At 28.4% G+C, this 18760-nt stretch carries 11 protein-coding genes; all 11 read left to right on the top strand.

Features of this window, described 5'->3' with window-relative positions; genetic code table 11:
* The first annotated feature begins 12 nt into the window (after positions 1-12).
* Positions 13-627 (top strand): major tail protein, encoded by a 615-nt coding sequence (locus KGF50_RS06270; protein WP_227847283.1) that lies wholly within the window; start codon positions 13-15, stop codon positions 625-627.
* Between the two features lie 51 nt (positions 628-678).
* Complete coding sequence (locus tag KGF50_RS06265; protein ID WP_227847282.1) at positions 679-1227, top strand: major tail protein; 549 nt, start codon at positions 679-681, stop codon at positions 1225-1227.
* A gap of 4 nt (positions 1228-1231) precedes the next feature.
* Positions 1232-1600 carry a hypothetical protein gene (locus KGF50_RS06260; protein WP_227433298.1) on the top strand — a complete coding sequence of 123 codons (369 nt, stop codon included), beginning with the start codon at positions 1232-1234 and terminating at the stop codon, positions 1598-1600.
* Positions 1601-1621: 21 nt separating this feature from the next.
* Positions 1622-1774, top strand: coding sequence for a hypothetical protein (locus KGF50_RS06255; RefSeq protein WP_021382702.1), 153 nt, complete (start codon positions 1622-1624; stop codon positions 1772-1774).
* 16 nt (positions 1775-1790) lie between these two features.
* Complete coding sequence (locus KGF50_RS06250) at positions 1791-8543, top strand: phage tail tape measure protein (protein ID WP_227847281.1); 6753 nt, start codon at positions 1791-1793, stop codon at positions 8541-8543.
* A gap of 15 nt (positions 8544-8558) precedes the next feature.
* Positions 8559-9344 carry a phage tail domain-containing protein gene (locus KGF50_RS06245; protein WP_021382684.1) on the top strand — a complete coding sequence of 262 codons (786 nt, stop codon included), beginning with the start codon at positions 8559-8561 and terminating at the stop codon, positions 9342-9344.
* An 11-nt stretch (positions 9345-9355) separates the two neighbouring features.
* Positions 9356-11032: a phage tail protein gene (locus KGF50_RS06240; RefSeq protein WP_227847280.1), complete on the top strand. Its 1677-nt coding sequence runs from the start codon at positions 9356-9358 to the stop codon at positions 11030-11032.
* Positions 11033-11048: 16 nt separating this feature from the next.
* On the top strand, positions 11049-12977 hold the full coding sequence (locus KGF50_RS06235) for a tail fiber domain-containing protein (protein ID WP_227847279.1): 1929 nt from the start codon (positions 11049-11051) through the stop codon (positions 12975-12977).
* Positions 12978-12980: 3 nt separating this feature from the next.
* On the top strand, positions 12981-13202 hold the full coding sequence (locus KGF50_RS06230; protein ID WP_021382691.1) for a hypothetical protein: 222 nt from the start codon (positions 12981-12983) through the stop codon (positions 13200-13202).
* On the top strand, positions 13178-15370 hold the full coding sequence (locus KGF50_RS06225; protein WP_227847278.1) for a BppU family phage baseplate upper protein: 2193 nt from the start codon (positions 13178-13180) through the stop codon (positions 15368-15370). Before KGF50_RS06230 ends, KGF50_RS06225 begins: the two co-directional genes overlap by 25 nt.
* Before the next feature lie 14 nt (positions 15371-15384).
* Positions 15385-18760 (top strand): RCC1 domain-containing protein (locus KGF50_RS06220; RefSeq protein ID WP_413926795.1); only part of this gene is annotated, 3376 nt, incomplete at its 3' end.

Here is an 18760-nt window from a genome sequence, read left to right as displayed (position 1 = left end):
AGGTAATAGAATATGCCAAAAGCAGAAAAAAATTATAAAAGTAAAATAATATCTGGTCTTAAAAACATACATGTCGCAAAAGTAAACGACGATGGAACTTTTGCTGTTCCAATTCCCATATTAGGTGGAAAAAAAGTCGAATCAACATATGAGGTAAATGAGGATATAACTTATGCGGACGATATGGCTGTTGATAACGATATGAATGTTTCAAATGGTTCTGGAAAAATGTCAACTTTGGGATTGTTAATGGATGAAAAAGCATTAATTTTCGGTGGAGATAATATGTCTGGAGGATGGGGGCTGTCTACTAATATGCAAATGCCCAACTTAGCGATTCTATTCGAACAACAAAAAAGAGACGGTGGGAAAATTTTAAATGTAATATATAATACACAATTTAAACCAACCGGAATTAATGCTACTACGATAGAAGAAAAGAAAGAAAAGGAGATTGTTGAATTAGACTTTACTTCATTACCAGCTATAGCAAGTGTTGATGGTAAAAACTATTTTTATTACACAGTAGATACAAAAGATGAAAATGTAAGTCAAGAAATGATTGAAAACTGGTATAAAACAGTTCAAGTTCCAAAAAAAACAGTGGAGAATACTCCAGAATCATAAAAATAATATGGAGGGCTTATAAACCCTCCATATTTAATTAAAGGTGAAGAAATGAATTATAAAGAAAAAATTATACATGGTTTTGATAACATACATTTATGTGAAATAGATGAAAATTCTGTTCCTAAAAGAATATTAGGTGGCATTTCTGTAAGTATAGAATTAAAACAATCTTACAAAATTATGAAATGTGGTGGAAATGAAAACATAATTTTTTATGGTAAAGTAACTGGCACAGGGAAACTGAATTTATTGGGATTAACAGCAGATGAAGAAGAATTAATATGGAATTTTAAAAGATATAAAAATGGAATAGTTGTTGAAGATAGTATAAAACCAAACAATTTAAGATTGTTATTTACAAGAAAAAGACGTGATGGAGCAATTATTTATTACTGTATATATAATGTTATTTTTGATATAGATAGTATTTTAGCTGAAACAGATACAGCAAAAAGAAGTAGTAGTAAAAGAGAATTAAATTTTAATGTGTTTGTTGACAAAAAATTTAAATTAACCTTTTTTTCGATGGACACAAAAAATGGAGAAAAAGAAATTTTAGATAAGTGGTTCAAAAAAATACAAATTCCAGAAAGGTAAAAATATGATAGATGATAAGATAACAATTAAGTTAAATGAAGAAAGTGTTGTGTATGATGCTAGGCTGGATATGGGAGCGATAGCAGAAACACAGCATTTTTTTAAGTTAAGAAATGATTTTATGACAGTACCAGAAGTTTTGAAATGGGTTGGTAAAGGCGATTTTATGGTGGTAAATGAATTAATTATACAGTCTATATTAAGGTGTCACAAACAATTGAATAGAGAAGATATAATAACAAATTTAAAGTTTAGAGAAATGCCCAAAATACATGAATATTTAAATTTGTTACTTGAGAAAGCTATGCCAGCAAAAGAAAAAAATAATGGTGAAGATGAAATTGAGGATATAGAAGAAAAACAAGATGATTGAGACTTTGAGTACTTAGAATATTTGTGGACTACAGTATTAAAAAGACCAGTTCGAGATTTTTTAAAAACTACACCAAAAAAATTATTTTCACAACTTGATGCACATGGAAAATTTAAAGGTGTAGATAAAGAAAAAAAGAATGTTGAGATTGTTAATTCTACAGAATTTATGTAAAAAAGGTGGTGGTTAAATGTCAGAGGAGATAGAAAAGCTATCGGTCACGTTAGCATTAGAAGCAAATAACTTTACTAAACAAATCAGTGCAATAAATAAAGAGATAGGTAATTTAGATAGAGAATTTAAAACAGCAGCACAAGGTAATAAACAATTTGAAAATAGTTTTGTTGGTCTTGGTGCTAAGATGCAAAAGCTTGCAAAACAGATTGATTTGTATAATAAAAAATTAGAGAGTCAAAAAAATCAGTATAAAAGTTTGCAATCTACTTTAACCACGCAAAAAGCCAAGCTGGATAGTTTAGAAAGTACACTAGGTAAAAATTCTAATGAATGGAAAAAACAAGCTCAACTTGTACAAAAAAACGCTGAAAAGTTAAGTAGATTAGGAAGTAATATAAACCAAACTAAAAGTACAATTAGTAGACTTAGAACAGAATTAACACAAACAGGTCAAAAATTTCAAGAACTTGGAAATAAAACATTAACTATTGACCAAAAACTGAGTAGATTGAATAGTCAAGCGAGATTAACAGAATCAGAGTTCGGTAGACTTGGGGCAGAACTTGCACAAAGTGGGTCATATTTTCAAAGACTTGGGAATGAAATGAATCAGCTGGGAAGTAAAATACAATCAAATAAAGCTAGATTAGCAATATATCAAGCTGAATTTAACAAATTAAATAATGAATTAAATCAAAATAAACAAAAACATGCACAACTTGGTGCTGAGATTAGGAAAACTGAAAGTATTTTAAGCCAAGTAGCAGCGTATTATGGTAAAAATTCACATGAAGCACAACAACTCACACAAGAATTATATAGATTAAAAGATGCTTATAATAAACAAGAAATAGAAATAAAACAAGCTGAAACTGCTTTGAATGGTTATCAAGCGGAACTCAACCAGACTAGTGCAAATATAACAAGATTATCAGCACAACTTAGACAAATGCCTTTCACAACGTTAAGCCGCTCGTTACTAACGGCTGGACAAAACTTGAAAAGCGTTGGAATGAGTCTAGGTATGTATGTATCTATGCCACTCGGGATGTTAGGGATAGCAGCAGCAAAAGCAGGCGTTAACTTTGATACAAGCATGTCTAAACTACAAGCAACAGCAGGAATTGCAGATAAAAGTAGTGTTTCATTTCAAAAACTACAAGAAAAGGCACAAGACCTTGGAGCTAGAACTTCATTTTCAGCAGCACAAGCAGCGAATGGTTTAACATATTTAAGCCTTGCTGGTTGGGATGTAGAAACATCTTTGTCAAGGATAGAACCTGTTCTAAGGGCGGCAGAAGCTGGTGGTATGGACTTAGCATTATGTTCTGATTTGGTTACAGATAGTATGGCAAGTGCTGGAATTGCAAGTCAAGATTTTACTAAATATTTAGATATAACAGCACAAGCACAAAGAAAATCTAATACTAATATGCAACAAATGCTAGAAGCATATGTTGTTGCAGGGGGTATATTTAAAAATCTGAATATGCCATTGGAACAGTCTGGAGCATTAATTGGAATATTAGCTAATAGAGGAACAAAAGCAAGTGAAGCTGGAAATGCGTTAATAAGTGTATTTTCAAATATAATAGGAGAAAATGGACGAGCAGGAAAAGCGTTAGATGCATTAAATATATCTTTATTTGATTCAGAGGGCAAACAAAAAGATACAGTTAAAGTTTTAAAAGAAATGAGTAATGCACTAGGTGTAACATCTGATGAAACAACAAAATTAACAGAAGAAGAAAGAACACGTTTTGCAACTATGATAGGTGGTAAGACACAATATGATACATTAATGAAGTTGCTGGCAGGTGTAAATGATGAATATGACGATTTAGAAAAAAGTTTGAAAAATTCTAAAGGGTCATTGATGGAAGTTGCTACAACCATGAAAGACAATTTAGGTGGTTCAATTATAAATATGAAATCAGCTTTAGAAGGTGCTGGAATAAAAGCATTTAAAGCAATGGAACCAGTTCTTGCAAGTCTTATACAAAAAATCACTGAGTTATCTAACTGGTTTACTAATCTTGGAGAATCTTCCCAACAAAACATAGTCAAAATGGCAGCTATAGCTGTAGCACTTGCACCTGTTTTAATGGTTTTTGGTCAACTTATAATTGTTAGTAGTCATTTAACTAATTTAATGGGGCAAATTAAGGCAGCTACAACAGCTTTAGGGGCTAGTGGTTTTGGAGGATTAGCAGCAAAGGTTGGAGCTTTAATTCCTAAGCTATTTACTCTACAAGGTGCTTTTGCACTGTTAGCAGCAGGTGGGATTGTATTAGCTACAAAAGCCTTACATGACTATAGTGTTGCAGATAGTAAAGCATATGAACAAAGAAAAAAGAATATTGAAACATTAGATAGAGAAAAGAAAAGCTATGAAGAATCACGACAAAAAATTGGATATATAGCTCAAGAGTATGACAAGTTAAAAGGCAAATCGAAATTAAGTTCAGAAGAAGCTGAAAGGTTAAAAACATTAACTAAAGAAATCGCTGAGATAATGCCAGAATTAATATCTGGATATGATGAGGAAGGTAATCCAATTTTAAAAATGAAAGGTTCAGCTACAGAGTTATGTTCTGAACTAGATAGAGCAATAGAGAAAAAAGAACGTCTTATAAATTTTGATAAAATGGATAATGCAGAAATTGCTGTCGATAAACAGGCTGGTAAAAGAGGGAAAGATGGTAATAAACTTACAGGGAAGGCAGCAGATTCATACCAAACAGATAGCGAAAAAATTATAACTACACAAAAAAAGTACAATGATGATATTGCAAAGTTAGAAAAAGATGGTGTAATTTTACGTGGTAAAATAAGAAATTCAGAAGGCAAAGACAGAGAAAAATATATACAAAAATATAATGAACATTTAAGAAAAAGAGAAAAATTGACACAAGATGCACAAAAAGAAAATGAAAGAAGTTTAGAAGAAGCTAAGAAAGTAGCACAAGAAATTGAAGAAGGTGTATTTGCTACTGTAAAGTCTAGTAGTAGTTTTAAGTCTAGCGAAAATAATGATGCTAAAAAACAGTTTGATGACCTAAAAGGTATTTTAGATTTTAGTGGAATAAAGACACAAGAACAATTATCTAATGCAGAAAATGCTATGAATAAATTATTTAAATCAGCATCAGCTGGGAAAATAAATTTATCTGATGTTAAAAAAGAAATTGAAGGAGCTAATAATGCATTAGCTAAAGATGGAAATTTAAATTCTTATAATAAAAAAATGCAAGATTTGGCTAAAACTATTGCTGATAAAACAGGAACACAATCCAGCGATTGGGTAAGTTTGCTAACAACTTTAGATAAAGAGTTTTTAAAAACTAGTGATTCAACAGATGTTTTTCTTAAAAAGTTCAATAGAACCAGACAGCAATTAGAAGCTGGTGACAGTTTAGCTGTTGCAGTGCAACAACAATATGAAGCATTAAATGCTGCTCTTGAAGGTCTACAGATAACAGGAAAAGAAGAGGTAGACATACAGACTGTTATTGATTTTACTAATGACCAGAACATACCAGAAGATGTTAGAAATTTTGTAAATAGCTTAATAAAAAAAGATGCAAATGGAAATATAACTAATTCGGAAGAAGTTATAAAATTTACAGCAGATTTATTGTTTGAACTACAACAAGAAAATCCTAACTTTGATAATTTACAGGCGGAAGCAGATAAGCTGTTCAAAGGTGACAAAGTAAAAGTAACAGAAGATTTGGAAATTACAGAAGGTGAAATTGACACATCAAATGTCAAGACAGATGATGTTGAACAAAAAATAAAAGATAAATTCGCACAAGATAAAGTATCAGCTAAAATTAATGTTGCAATTGAAAATGGAGATATAAATTCTGATAAAGTTAAACTAGTTGGAGAAATATTTGATAAAATACCAGAAGATGTTAGAACGAAATTTATATTAGATAATACAGAAGCGATTAATAAAGCAAAAAATTATGATGATATAATTAAATATTTAAAAGATAATCCAGAAATTGCACAGAAATATAATATAAAAATAGAAGGTTTAGAAAAAGCAAAAGAAACCAATAAAGAAACTAACAAAAATAAAGGTCAAACCTCTACGCAAAAAATGAAAGTTGAAGGTGCTGAGGAAAGTAAAGAAAAAGCTGAGGGTACTAATCAAGAAGTAGATAAAAATAAAGGTCAGACCTCTACGCAAAAAATGAAAGTTGAAGGTGCTGAAAAAAGTGAAAAGGATGCTAAAAAAACAAATGAAGAAGCATCAAAAAATGATGGAAAGAAGCATGTACAGACGGTAGAAGCTAAAGGGGTCGAAGGTACAGCTGAACAACTGAATCAATTAGCAACTAAAGCAAAAGAAGTAGGAAACGGTAAATATGAAATAAGTATAACAGCAAAGACGGCACAAGCAGCTAAAAATGTAAGTGGGTTAATAACAAAGATAAATCAATTTAGTAAAGTAAAAGTTAAACAATTAGTATTTAAAACAGAAACAGCACAAGCAGCTAAAAATGTTACTGGTTTAGATAAAAAAGTAGCTAGTTACAAAAGTAAATATGGTGGAAAAACTATAACAACAACATTTAGAGCAGAAACAGCACAAGCAGCTAAAAATATATCGGGCTTGATGCGTAAGATAGATTCATATAAGGCTAGTTACGCAAGGTCATTTACAACATCAATGACAGCAAATGTACAAGTTAATAAGAATGTTACAACAACAGAAAAAACAGAAAAAAATGAGACTGGGAAACCTGCATCATTACCAATAGAAAAAGCGATACCTGCACCTGCATTATTAAATGATTCGCCAATGCCAGCTACAAGAGAAAATATAATACCTCAATTGAGGGGACTTACTAATTCAACAACAATTGCAATAACTGGGAAAGATATATCAGAAGCATTAAAATATGATGTTAATTTATTGCAAGAATTAGAAAATAGACTACAAAAAATAAATAATGAATTAACTAGACTAGATAAGTTAGCAGAAAATGCAACTGATGCAGATAAAATAAAATATCTACAAAAACAAAATGAATTGTACAAAGAGCAGGCAGAGGTACAAAAAGATTTAGAAGATAAATTAATAAGACAAAAAAATTATTATAAATCTGCACTTGAACAAAAAGGACTAAAATTTAATAGTGACGGAAATTCAACAAATTATGAAGAGGAAATATTAAAGAAAAAGAAAATAGTTGCAGACTTAGAAGAAAAAGCTGAAAAAGCAAAAGATAAGAATAGTGATTCATTGCAAAAAAAAGCTGAAAAAGAAAAGAATAGTCTGGAAGAAATACAAAAACTTTATGATGAATATATAAAGGTTACTTTAACCAGTTTACCAGAGTGCATAGGTCAGTGGAATGAACTTAATCAAAAGATTAAAGAGAATGAACAAAGTATAAAAAATGTAAAAAGAGAGCAAGAAAAATTATTCATGGAATCGACATGGACATCTATGTACAAAGATGTTCAGCAAGTGAAAAATGAATTAGATATGTTAGATGTAAAATTAAAAAATGCATCTACAGAAGAAAAAGAAGAAATAATTAAGAAAAAAATAGAGTTACAAAAAAAGTATAATAAAGAATTAACTGAAACAACTGAGTATATGAAACAAGTCCAAAATCAGCTTAAAGGTAAATTACAAAAATTAGGATTTGAATTTAGGGATAATGGAGATATTTCTAATTATATACAGCAATTACAAAAGTTGAAAGAAGAAAACAAAGATTTTGAAGAAGCGGAAGAACTTGCAAAAGGGTATTTAGATTTATTATTAGAAAAAATACCATCTGCACAACGAGAGCTTGAAGGAATAACTGGAGCAATAGCAGATTTAAAAGAAGAACAAAAAAAGCTATATGAAGAACAATTAAACACTATCACAGATGTAGAAAAAGAAATAACAGACATATATAAAAAGCAGGTTGAAGAAAGAAAAAAATTAATTGATGAAGAATTAAAGAAAAGAACAGATGCTCTTAATAAAGAGAAAAAAGCTTATAATGATGCAAGAGAAGAAATGAATTATAAGAATGATGAAAAAGAGCAAAAAGATGCTATTGCAAAAATAGAAAAAGACTTAGAAAAAGCTAGAAAAGATACAAGTTTGTCTGGTCAAAAAAGAGTACAAGATTTAGAAAAAAAATTGCAAGAAGAGCAGAAAAAGCTAGAAAAATTAGTGCAAGATAATCTTGATAAACAAGTAAATAATATGTTTGACAAAGAAAGTGAAAGATTAGAAAATGAAGTAGAAGAAACAGTCAAAAATCTTGAAGAAAAATTTTCTGATACAAAGCTTGCGGAGATAGTAAAAAAGGTATTGGATAGTGGAATTTTTACGGATATAGATGGTAATGTAAAAGATTTACAGGATACCATGATTGAATTTATAAACAAATACCAAGATGGTCTAACTATCGCAGGTGATAAAATAAAAACTGAATGGCTAGACAAACTGGATGAAGCTCTTGAAAAAATGGAAAATATAGCAGAAATAAATGAAAAATTAGGAGTAAAAGAATTTAATACAAATTTAAAATCTTTAGACTATAATTCTCAAAGATATAGTCAACCGACTAGTCGCATGCTAAACAATAATACTACTAATAATAATCAAATTATTTTTAATCCTAGTAAACCGCTGATTGTGATAGAAAATGCTACAAAAGATTCCATACCAGATTTACAAAAAATTATTGATAAAACTGTAAAGGAAGCACTAAATGATTTTGCAAAAGAAATTGTTAAATAAAAAAGGAGATAAAAATTGTTTATTTCAGAAAAATTTATTTTAAATAAAAGAACTAGTGATTCAATGAGTGTAATTTTGATTACAGAATCAAATAATGACATATTCAGTGATTATGGATTTGTGTACTCTGAAACAATAGAAAAAGTAAAAAGTTATAATGATAATCCAACTTTTTTTAAAGGGGAAAAAGATACTAATGAAATAGTATTAAAAATATGTTTAGTAGATGGAAATTATGTTCCCAAAAGGTGGTCTGATTATGATATAGAAGAAATCTACACATGGATTAAAACAGATGATTTTGTAGAATTTATCAGTGAAGATAATGTTGAACTTACTTATTATGTAAGAGTAACTAAAATAACAAAGAAATTTACTGATAATATGGAAGGTTATCTTGAAGTTACATTCCAGCCATTTACAAATTTTGCTTATAAATCAGATGTTAAATCAATTACAATAAAAGAAAATATTGAAAGAAAAATAATTATAAATAATAAAAGTAATATGCAAGAAGATTATATGCCTATATTTGAAATAACTAATCTAGGGGATGAATCTACTGTAAATATAATAAAAAATACTAGTATAGAAGATGGACAATTTGAAATTGCAGGGATAGAAAAAAATGAAAAAGTAACAATAGATAATTTATATTGTACAGTAATTAATACAGAAGGTAAAAGTAGATTTGAAAAATGTAATAGAAATTGGTTAAGATTAAAAATAGGAGAAAATAAATTAAAAATTATAGGTAATTGTAAACTAACAATAAAGTCAAAATATCCTGTTTTAACTTAATCAATAATGAGGTGATACTTATTTTAAGAGAGAAAATTAATTTAAAAGAAATTAAAAAAGATTATAATATAACACTACATAAAGTTAATAAAAATATAATTGGACAAATACCAAGATATTGTTTAAATTCTCTGACTAGGAAAATTGATGGTATTGACGAGTTAGAATTTACAATAACAAAATATGTTTTTGATAGAGATACATTGAAAAGAAAAATAAATATTATATATGATATGACTAAAAACGAAAGATTTATATGTATTAATAATAAAGAGTATTTTGTTATAAAAGAAATAAAAGAAGATAATTATAAAAGTAAAGTAGTTAAAGCATATTCAAGAGAAATTAAATTATCAAAAGTAGATATAAACATAGAAAATATAAATATACAGCTATTTACAGCAGAGGAAGAAAACGAAATATTTTCATTGAATGATTACATGAAAAATGAAACAGGATGGCAGCTAGGTCATGTAGATGAAGATATAGCATATGATGTATTAGAAGATGGAAGTAAACAAGAAAAAATCAGATGGCAAGAAAGCGTAAATACAAATTGGTATGACTTTATTACAAAAAATATAAAAGAAGAATTTAATTGTGTTATTGAATTTGATACCTTCAATAAACTAGTTAATTTATATAATATAGATAGTTTTGGAGATGAAGTAAAAATAACATTAACGGAGGATAATTACATAAAATCTATTGAAAAAACTTTGAATACAAATGATATAGTAACAAGGTTGAAACTTGAAGGAAATGAAGAAATGGACATAATAGATGCTACTGAAACAGGGTATCCCTACATTGAAAATTATTCTTACTTTATAGAAAATGGAGAAATGAGTTCAGAACTAATGGAAGCAATAAATGTATATGAAGAAATGGTAAAAAAAAGAAAAGTACACTGGAGAGCATTAGCAGATTTAAAAAGTAGTAAAAGCAATGAATTGACAGATAAAAAAAATGAATTACAACTTGTTTATGCATTTATAACAGGTTTACAAGGTGAAAAGAGAGCATATGAAGCATCAAAAGATGATATTAATTTAGCTAGAATTATAGCAGAGATAACTAAAAAAAATGATGAAAAAGTAATACTAGAAGTTGCTGTAAGAAATTTAGAAGAAGAAATTGAAAATCTAAGAAAAAGTATAGATAATGTAAATTTACTTTGTAAGCGTGAAACTGCAACAGATGAAGGTGGAAAATTAATATTTAATGATGAATTATTAGAAGAGCTGAAAGAGTTTGTGTATTATGATACATATACTAATTCAGCTTTTATTAAAGTTGAAGATTTAATAAAAGCTGGTGAAAGAATTTTAGAATTAAAATGTAAGCCAACAAGTGAATGGTCGATAGATATAATAAATTTTTTAGATAGAATTTTAGATAATGGCAGGCAACATTGGGATGGCATATTAGGACTTGGTGATGTAATAGAACTTTATAGTTATAAAGAGAGTATAAAAAAACTAATATATTTTGTAGGCTACTCTCAAAAATTTAATCCTAATAGTTTGACAATAGAATTATCAAATAAAAAATTGAAAAATGATGATATAAAAACTATCTCAGATTATCTAAAAATGGCAAAAGAGTCACTTCAAGTTTTAGAGTCTAAAAAATACTTATTGATACAACAGAAATACAATAAAATAAGAAAAAATAGAAATATCTAAAAAGGGGTGAAAATTATTGGCTGTATTAGATAATAGCCCTACTTTTTCATATGTTCGTGTAACTGGGATAATAGTGCATTACTATGATGAAGTTTACAATGTTGCAGAAAAATATTCTTGTATGAAATATATATATTGGAATAGAAAGAATCCTTATGAACTAGAAGATTCAGATATTTTATCTGATAATTCTAATGAGAAATTTCTTGTAATAACTAATACAAATGGTATGCATAATATAGTTCCACAAAGTGAAGATTCAAATTTCAGTATATCTTTTGATGGGGATTCTATAAAGTCTATTGAAAAACACATTTATGGATTATATGAAAAAAATGAGGAAAATGACAAAAGATTTGTTTCTATAGAAACAGATATAACAGGAGTAAAAACGACAATAGGAGATTTAAAAGAAGAAGATACAAAGATAAAAGAAAATATAACAAAATTAGAGTTAAAATCTGATGAAATAGACGCTAGTGTTAAAAGTGTTAGAAAAGATTTTACAGATAATAAAGAAATAAATGAACTAAGAGAAAATGTTAATAAAAATATCATAGAATTAAATGCAGCAATTGGCTTGTATAGCTCTAAGATAACAGAATATTTCAAGGATGATAAAGTAACTAATGAAGAAAAAACAGAAATAAATATTCAAAATACTATTATTGATGATAAGAAAAAATTGCTATACGTGCAAATTGAAAAAGTAATTTTAATATGTGATAAAAATGTTGACACAACTGGAAAATTAAATATAAATAATGCTAAAAATGCTTTAAATGAAGCTCATGACAATTTGAAAACTGTAATAAATTCAGCTATAGCAGATAGTGTCGCAACTCCTAGCGACAAGGTTTTAGTTATAAATGCTTTTTCTAAATATAATATAAAAATAAATGAATTAAAAAATGTTATTGATAATATAATTTTGCTTGGTGCAGGTGGAAGTATATCAGAAGAATTAGCGAATTTTAATATGAAATCTAATCAAATTACTATGAGTGTACAAGAAACAGAAAAAAATATAAAATCTGAAATCAAAATATTGTCTGATGAAATAGCATTAAAAGTTAGTAAAGGAGAATTTAGTTCTTTAATAGAACAAAAATATGATAGTGTAAGGATAGCTTTTAATAAAATAAGTTCAGCTTCTGTGACTATTAACTATGATGGGATAACAATTTTGAATGGCTCTATAGCATGTGACTGCTTAACAACTCCAAGAGGTCATGACCCTATTATTCGTCTGTTTGAAGATAGCAGTGCAACTATATGTTTAGATGCACAAGAAAGCAATGGGGCTGTAAAAGGAAGTGCAGTAAGATTAAAATATAATGAAAACTATTTATTTATAAACAGATATGGAGCAAACATATTTGTTGATGGAGAGGTAAGGTTACAAGTAAAACAAGATGATGCTTTTATAAAAACTGGAAATGCAAGATTTTGTTTTACTAATGACCCATATTCATTCTTCCCAGACCAAAGCCGAACCGATTTAGGGCAAAGCTATAACACATGGAGAAATGTTTACTGCGATACATTAAGGTGTGATGATGTTAGAAGTACATCGGATAACAGGTTCAAGGAAAATATTAATTATATAAGTATGACAAAAAGAAGGTCTTTCTCAATGAATATAGAAACACCTTTTCTGGAATTTTTAAAAAATGATTTAAAAATAGCTACATTTAATTATAAAAATTTCAGTGAAGAAGAGAATAACCAACAAATTGGATTTATAGCAAATGATATAAAAGATACAAAAATTGGTAAGATGTTTGTTTATGATTATAACGATGAAGGGCTGAAATTTAGCGTATCTGGATATACAACTATTATAGCAGCAGCGTTAAAAGAAGAAGTATTGAAAAGAGAAGAATTAGAAAATAAAATAAAAGAATTAGAAAAAAATATAGGATTACAAAGTAAAGGAGAATAAAAAATGGATGTAGATTTTAAAATTCTGTATGAGAATGTACAAGAAGAATTGAATAAGAGTATGTCTAATATGTTGCTCTATAAGAGTATAGCAATGCAAAAAGATATAGAAATAAAAGACAAAGATAAAAAAATAAAAGAATTAGAAGAAAATATTATATCGCTTAAAAAACTATCTGAAAATGTAGAGGGTGTTGAACAATGCGAAACAGAGACTATGAAGTAAAACAATATTTTTTAGAAATAGATTTTTCAGAGTACGAAAATAGAAAAAATGTAGTGAAAAAAATGATATACAGTGAAAATGACATTAATACAGCATTTATTAATGTACAGCTAAAAAACAATGGAAAAATTATGGATTTAAGTAACTATGATGTTATAGCAAATATTTGGAAGAATACAGGTAATAAGGTAGATGCTCAATGTAATATATTAAATGCAAAAGATGGAGAAGTAGAAGTCCCACTTACCAGAGAAGCTTTAAAGGGTGCAGGTATAAACCCGTTCACAATTATGGCTATAAATAGTGAGGGGTCTTTAGAATCTCCAAGATTTTATTATAGAGTAGAAGAAGGGCTTGTAAATGATGATGATATTGAAAATGCAGATGAATTTGGTGTTTTAGTATTATTAATAAGTCAAGTCAAAGAAGTCTTAAAAGACAATGATATTCTAGTTACTAGAGTTGAAAATTTAGAAAATTTGATAGAAGAACAGGAAGAAATAAGAGAAGCTAATGAACTGGTAAGAAAAGAAAATGAAGAAATAAGAAAAACAAGTGAAGAAACAAGAGAAGCTAATGAACTAGTAAGAAAAGAAAATGAAGAAGTAAGAAAAACAAGCGAAGAAACAAGAGAAGCTAATGAACTAGTAAGAAAAGAAAGTGAAGAAGTAAGAAAAACAAGTGAAGAAACAAGAGAAGCTAATGAATTAGTAAGAAAAGAAAGTGAAGAAGTAAGAAAAACAAGCGAAGAAACAAGAGAAGCTAATGAACTAGTAAGAAGAGAAAGTGAAGAAGTAAGAAAAACAAGCGAAGAAACAAGAGAAGCTAATGAACTAGTAAGAAAAGAAAATGAAGAAGTAAGAAAAACACAAGAAATAGATAGGCAAAATTCTATAAAAAGAATGGAAAAAGAATTAATTGATAAAACTGATGAAAAATTTAATGAGGTTGATATAACGCTAGATAATAAATTAAAAGAACAACAAAAACAAATTGATGATAAAATAGTTGAAACTAATAATAAGATAAATGAAGTAGATACTAAAATAGTTGAAGTTGACAACAAGATTGTTGAAGTGGATACTGCTAAAACAGATATGACAACAACTGTATCTAATAAATTAACTGAATTTGAACAAAGATTTGAAGAGTTGGAAAGTACAAATACAACAGGAGAAATAATACAAACAAGAGAAGCTTACGATGGAACTCAAAAAAATACATTGAAAGAAAGATTTACATATGATTTTGATAAAGTATATGAAAAAATAGCTGAAATGAGTTCGGCTGCAACTAATATAGCTTTTAGTAAATCTTATTCTGAATCTGATTGGATTGCTGATGAAGAATACTTTAAACTTATAGTTAATCATAACTTAGTCACAGAAAATATATATGTAGCAATACTTAATGAAGCAATTAAAAAGAGTATGACTAATTCTTATACTATCATAGATAATAATACAATAGAAATATTTAATGAATTAGCAATAAGTGTAAAAGTGACTGTTGTAAATGGTAATACCAATAAAGAAGTCACACCGTTTACAATAAATGATAATATAACAACACTAAATAGTGCATATTCTAGTGTTAAAACAGATGCAAAAATTGATGAGAAGGCATCTGAAAGTTTAGAAAAAATAAATGAAAATAAAGCAAATATAGCTTCTAATTTAGAAAAAATAAATTTAATACAAGATAAAACAGGTTCAAGTGAGTTAACTACAGTATCTAAAAATATATCTGATGCAGTAAATGAATTAGATGCTAGTGTAAAAGCTCTTGAAACTGGTGGAAATGTAAAAGAGCAAATAGACTCTTTGAAATCTAAATATGATACTTTGTCTAATAAAGTTTTAGATATATTAATTTACCTAGAATTAGAATCTGGAGCAGTAGATGAAGTAGGTCAGTGGTATGATAATTTAACAGATTCAAAAAGTATTTTATCAATTTATGGATTGAGGTTAGATACAGAAAGAAAAAGAATATTTGGGAATGATGGGAATGTTATTTTTAATAGAATAGACATTCCTTTTTCTTGTTATAAGGTCAAATACATACATGAACTAGATGATAATTTTATAGAAACTATTTCAAACACCAGTACAGAGGTTGGAACAAATACTATAGAACTTGAAAAGTATTCTTATGAAGTTAAATAGAAAGGAATGATTTAATGAAAGAAAATAAAATTCTACAACGTGGAAGATATTTAGATACAGACATATATTTTAATGAATTTGATAAAGATTTTGATAATTATGATTTTGTAGAAATTACATATGGAGGAAATTTCACTTTTGCCATAAAAAAAGATGGGGGGATTTTTTGCACAGGTGATAATTCACAGGGGCAGTTAGGGTTAGGAGATAACGCTCAAAGAAATGTATTTACAAAAGTAGATATAGATAATGTTAAAAAGATTGCATGTGGATATTCTAGTACATTCATATTAAAAAATGATGGAAGTGTCTTATCATGTGGTTATAATAATAACGGAGAGTTAGGACTTGGCGACACTACTCAAAGAAATACATTTACTAAGATTGATATAAATAATGTTAAAGAAATCATATGTGGTAACAATCATACTTTTATAATAAAGAATGATAACACAATCTGGACATGTGGTTTAAATAGCAATGGGCAATTAGGCTTAGGTAACGCTGAGAATAGAAATACTTTTACAAAAGTTGATATAGATAATGTAAAAGAAATAATATGTGGTGCTGGTAGCACATTTATAATCAAAAATGATAGTAGTATCTGGTCATGTGGTAGCAATGCGAATGGAACTTTAGGTTTAGGGGACACTACTCAAAGATATGTATTTACAAAAGTTGATATAGATAATGTTAAAAAGATTGTAGTTAATAATTCTACATATGTTATAAAAAATGATAATACAATTTGGTCATGTGGTTACAATGCTCATGGAGCTTTAGGATTAGGTGATACTACTAATAGAAATTCCTTTACAAAAGTCAATATAGATAATGTTAAAGATATAGCATGTGGAGGTTATCATGTATTTATAATTAAAAATGACAATACAATCTGGTCATGCGGTTATAATAATGAAGGAGAGCTAGGGCTAGGGGATACTACTCACAGAAAAGTATTTACAAAGGTGGATGTAGATAATGTTAAAGATGTTATATGTGGTTATTATCATACATTTATAAAAAAAACTGATAATAAAATATTATTTACAGGTGATAATAAAAAAGGGCAAATAGGATGTCAACACCTTCTTAATAATATAGATAATTTTACAACTTTTGAAGAGTATAAAAATAATGATTATATAGGATTTAGCAAAAGTGTAAATATAAATATAGGCACATATTTGTTAAAAGATAATGGTGAATATTTAATAATAAATAAAAAAGATAAAATAGTATGTGGGGGTCAATATACATTTATATTAAAATCTGATAATACAGTCTGGGCATGTGGTTATAATAGAAATGGAGAATTAGGTCTAGGTGATACTACTGTCAGAAATGTATTTACAAAGGTGGATGTAGATAATGTTAAAGATGTTATATGTGGCGAAAATCATACATTTATAATTAAAAATGATAACACAATCTGGGCGAGTGGCTATAATTCTTATGGAGGGTTAGGTTTAGGCGATAGCACTCAAAGAAATGTATTTACAAAGGTGAATATAGATAATGTTAAGAATGTAATATGTGATATTCACCATACATTTATAATCAAAAATGACAATACAGTCTGGGCATGTGGTTATAATAGCAATGGGGAGTTAGGGTTAGGAGATAGTACTCGTAAAGAAGTATTTACTAAAGTTAACATAGACAACGTAAAAGAGGTAATATGTGGAGGTTATCATACATTTATAATTAAAAATGATAATACAGTCTGGGCATGTGGTCAAAATTCTGCTGGGCAATTAGGCTTAGAAGGTATTACTCAAAGAAATGCATTTACAAAGATTAGCCTAGACAATGTTAAAAAGATTGCATGTGGTGCAGCTTATACATTTATATTAAAATCTGATAATACAGTCTGGGCATGTGGTCAAAATTCTTATGGGCAATTAGGTTTAGAAGGTATTACTAGTACAAATACTTTTACAAAGGTTAACATAGACAACGTAAAAGAGGTAATATGTGGGGGTAACCATACATTCATATTGAAAAATGATGCTAGTATCTGGGCGTGTGGCAATAATTCTAATGGTCAGTTGGGGCTAGGGGATACTGCTCACAGAAAAGTATTTACTTACATCAGCGTAGACAACGTAAAAAATGTAATATGTGGAGGTACTCATACATTTATAATTAAAAAAGATGGGGGGATTTTTTGCACAGGTGATAATTCACAGGGGGAGTTAGGTTTAGGGAACACTACCCAAAGATATGTATTTACAAAAGTTGATATAGAATTAAAAAATAGCCTACCCCAAAATGTAAATAATTATAAAATGGTAACAGGATATTCTTCTTATGCACTAAAAAATGATAATACATTATGGACATGTGGTCAAGGTGCTTATGGTGCTTTAGGTTTAGGTGATAATGAAAATAAAAAATCCTTTACAAAAGTCAACATAGACAACATAAAAGATGTTATATGTGGGGTGTATCATACATTTATAATTAAAAATGATAATACAGTCTGGGCATGTGGTCAAGGCGAATATGGAGCTTTAGGTTTAAGTAATAGAAATAATAAAAATACTTTTACAAAAGTTGATATAGATAATGTTAAGAATATAATATGTGGGATATATCATACATTTATAATTAAAAATGATAATACAGTCTGGACATGTGGTAATAATTCTAATGGTCAGTTGGGGCTAGGGGATACTATTCAGAGAGATGCCTTTGCAAAAGTTGATATAGATAATGTTAAAAAAATTGTATGTGGAGGTAACCATACATGCATATTGAAAAATGACAATACAGTCTGGGTATGTGGTTTTAATTCTGCTGGGCAATTAGGTCTAGGTGATACTACTGTCAGAAAAGTATTTACTAAAGCTGAAATTGATAATGTTAAAGATATTATAAGTGGCGAAAATTATACATTTATAATTAAAAATGATAATACAGTCTGGGCATGTGGTTATAATAGCAATGGGGAGTTAGGCTTAGGGGACACTATTGATAGAAATGTATTTACAAAGGTGGATGTAGATAATGTTAAAGAAATTATATGTGGTAGGAATCATACATTCATATTGAAAAATGACAACACCATCTGGTCATGTGGTTTAAATGCTTATGGGGAGTTAGGCTTAGGGGACACTATTGATAGAAATGTATTTATAAAAGTTGATATAGATAATGTTAAAGAAATAATATGTGGTGCTGGTAGCACATTTATAATCAAAAATGATGCTAGTATCTGGGCGTGTGGTAGCAATGGATATGGAACTTTAGGTTTGGGAGACAATAGTAATAGAAATACATTTACAAGAGTTGAAGGGTGTTATCTATACAGATTTGAAACTTTAAATAATTGTATCATCAATAATAACTTTAATTTAATAAATAATAAATATATAATACCATCAC

The organism is Clostridioides sp. ZZV15-6598 (assembly GCF_020657705.1).
Lineage (GTDB): Bacteria > Bacillota > Clostridia > Peptostreptococcales > Peptostreptococcaceae > Clostridioides > Clostridioides difficile_F.
Note: the sequence above shows the minus strand (reverse complement) of the source record. Positions and strands in the feature narration are given on the sequence as shown.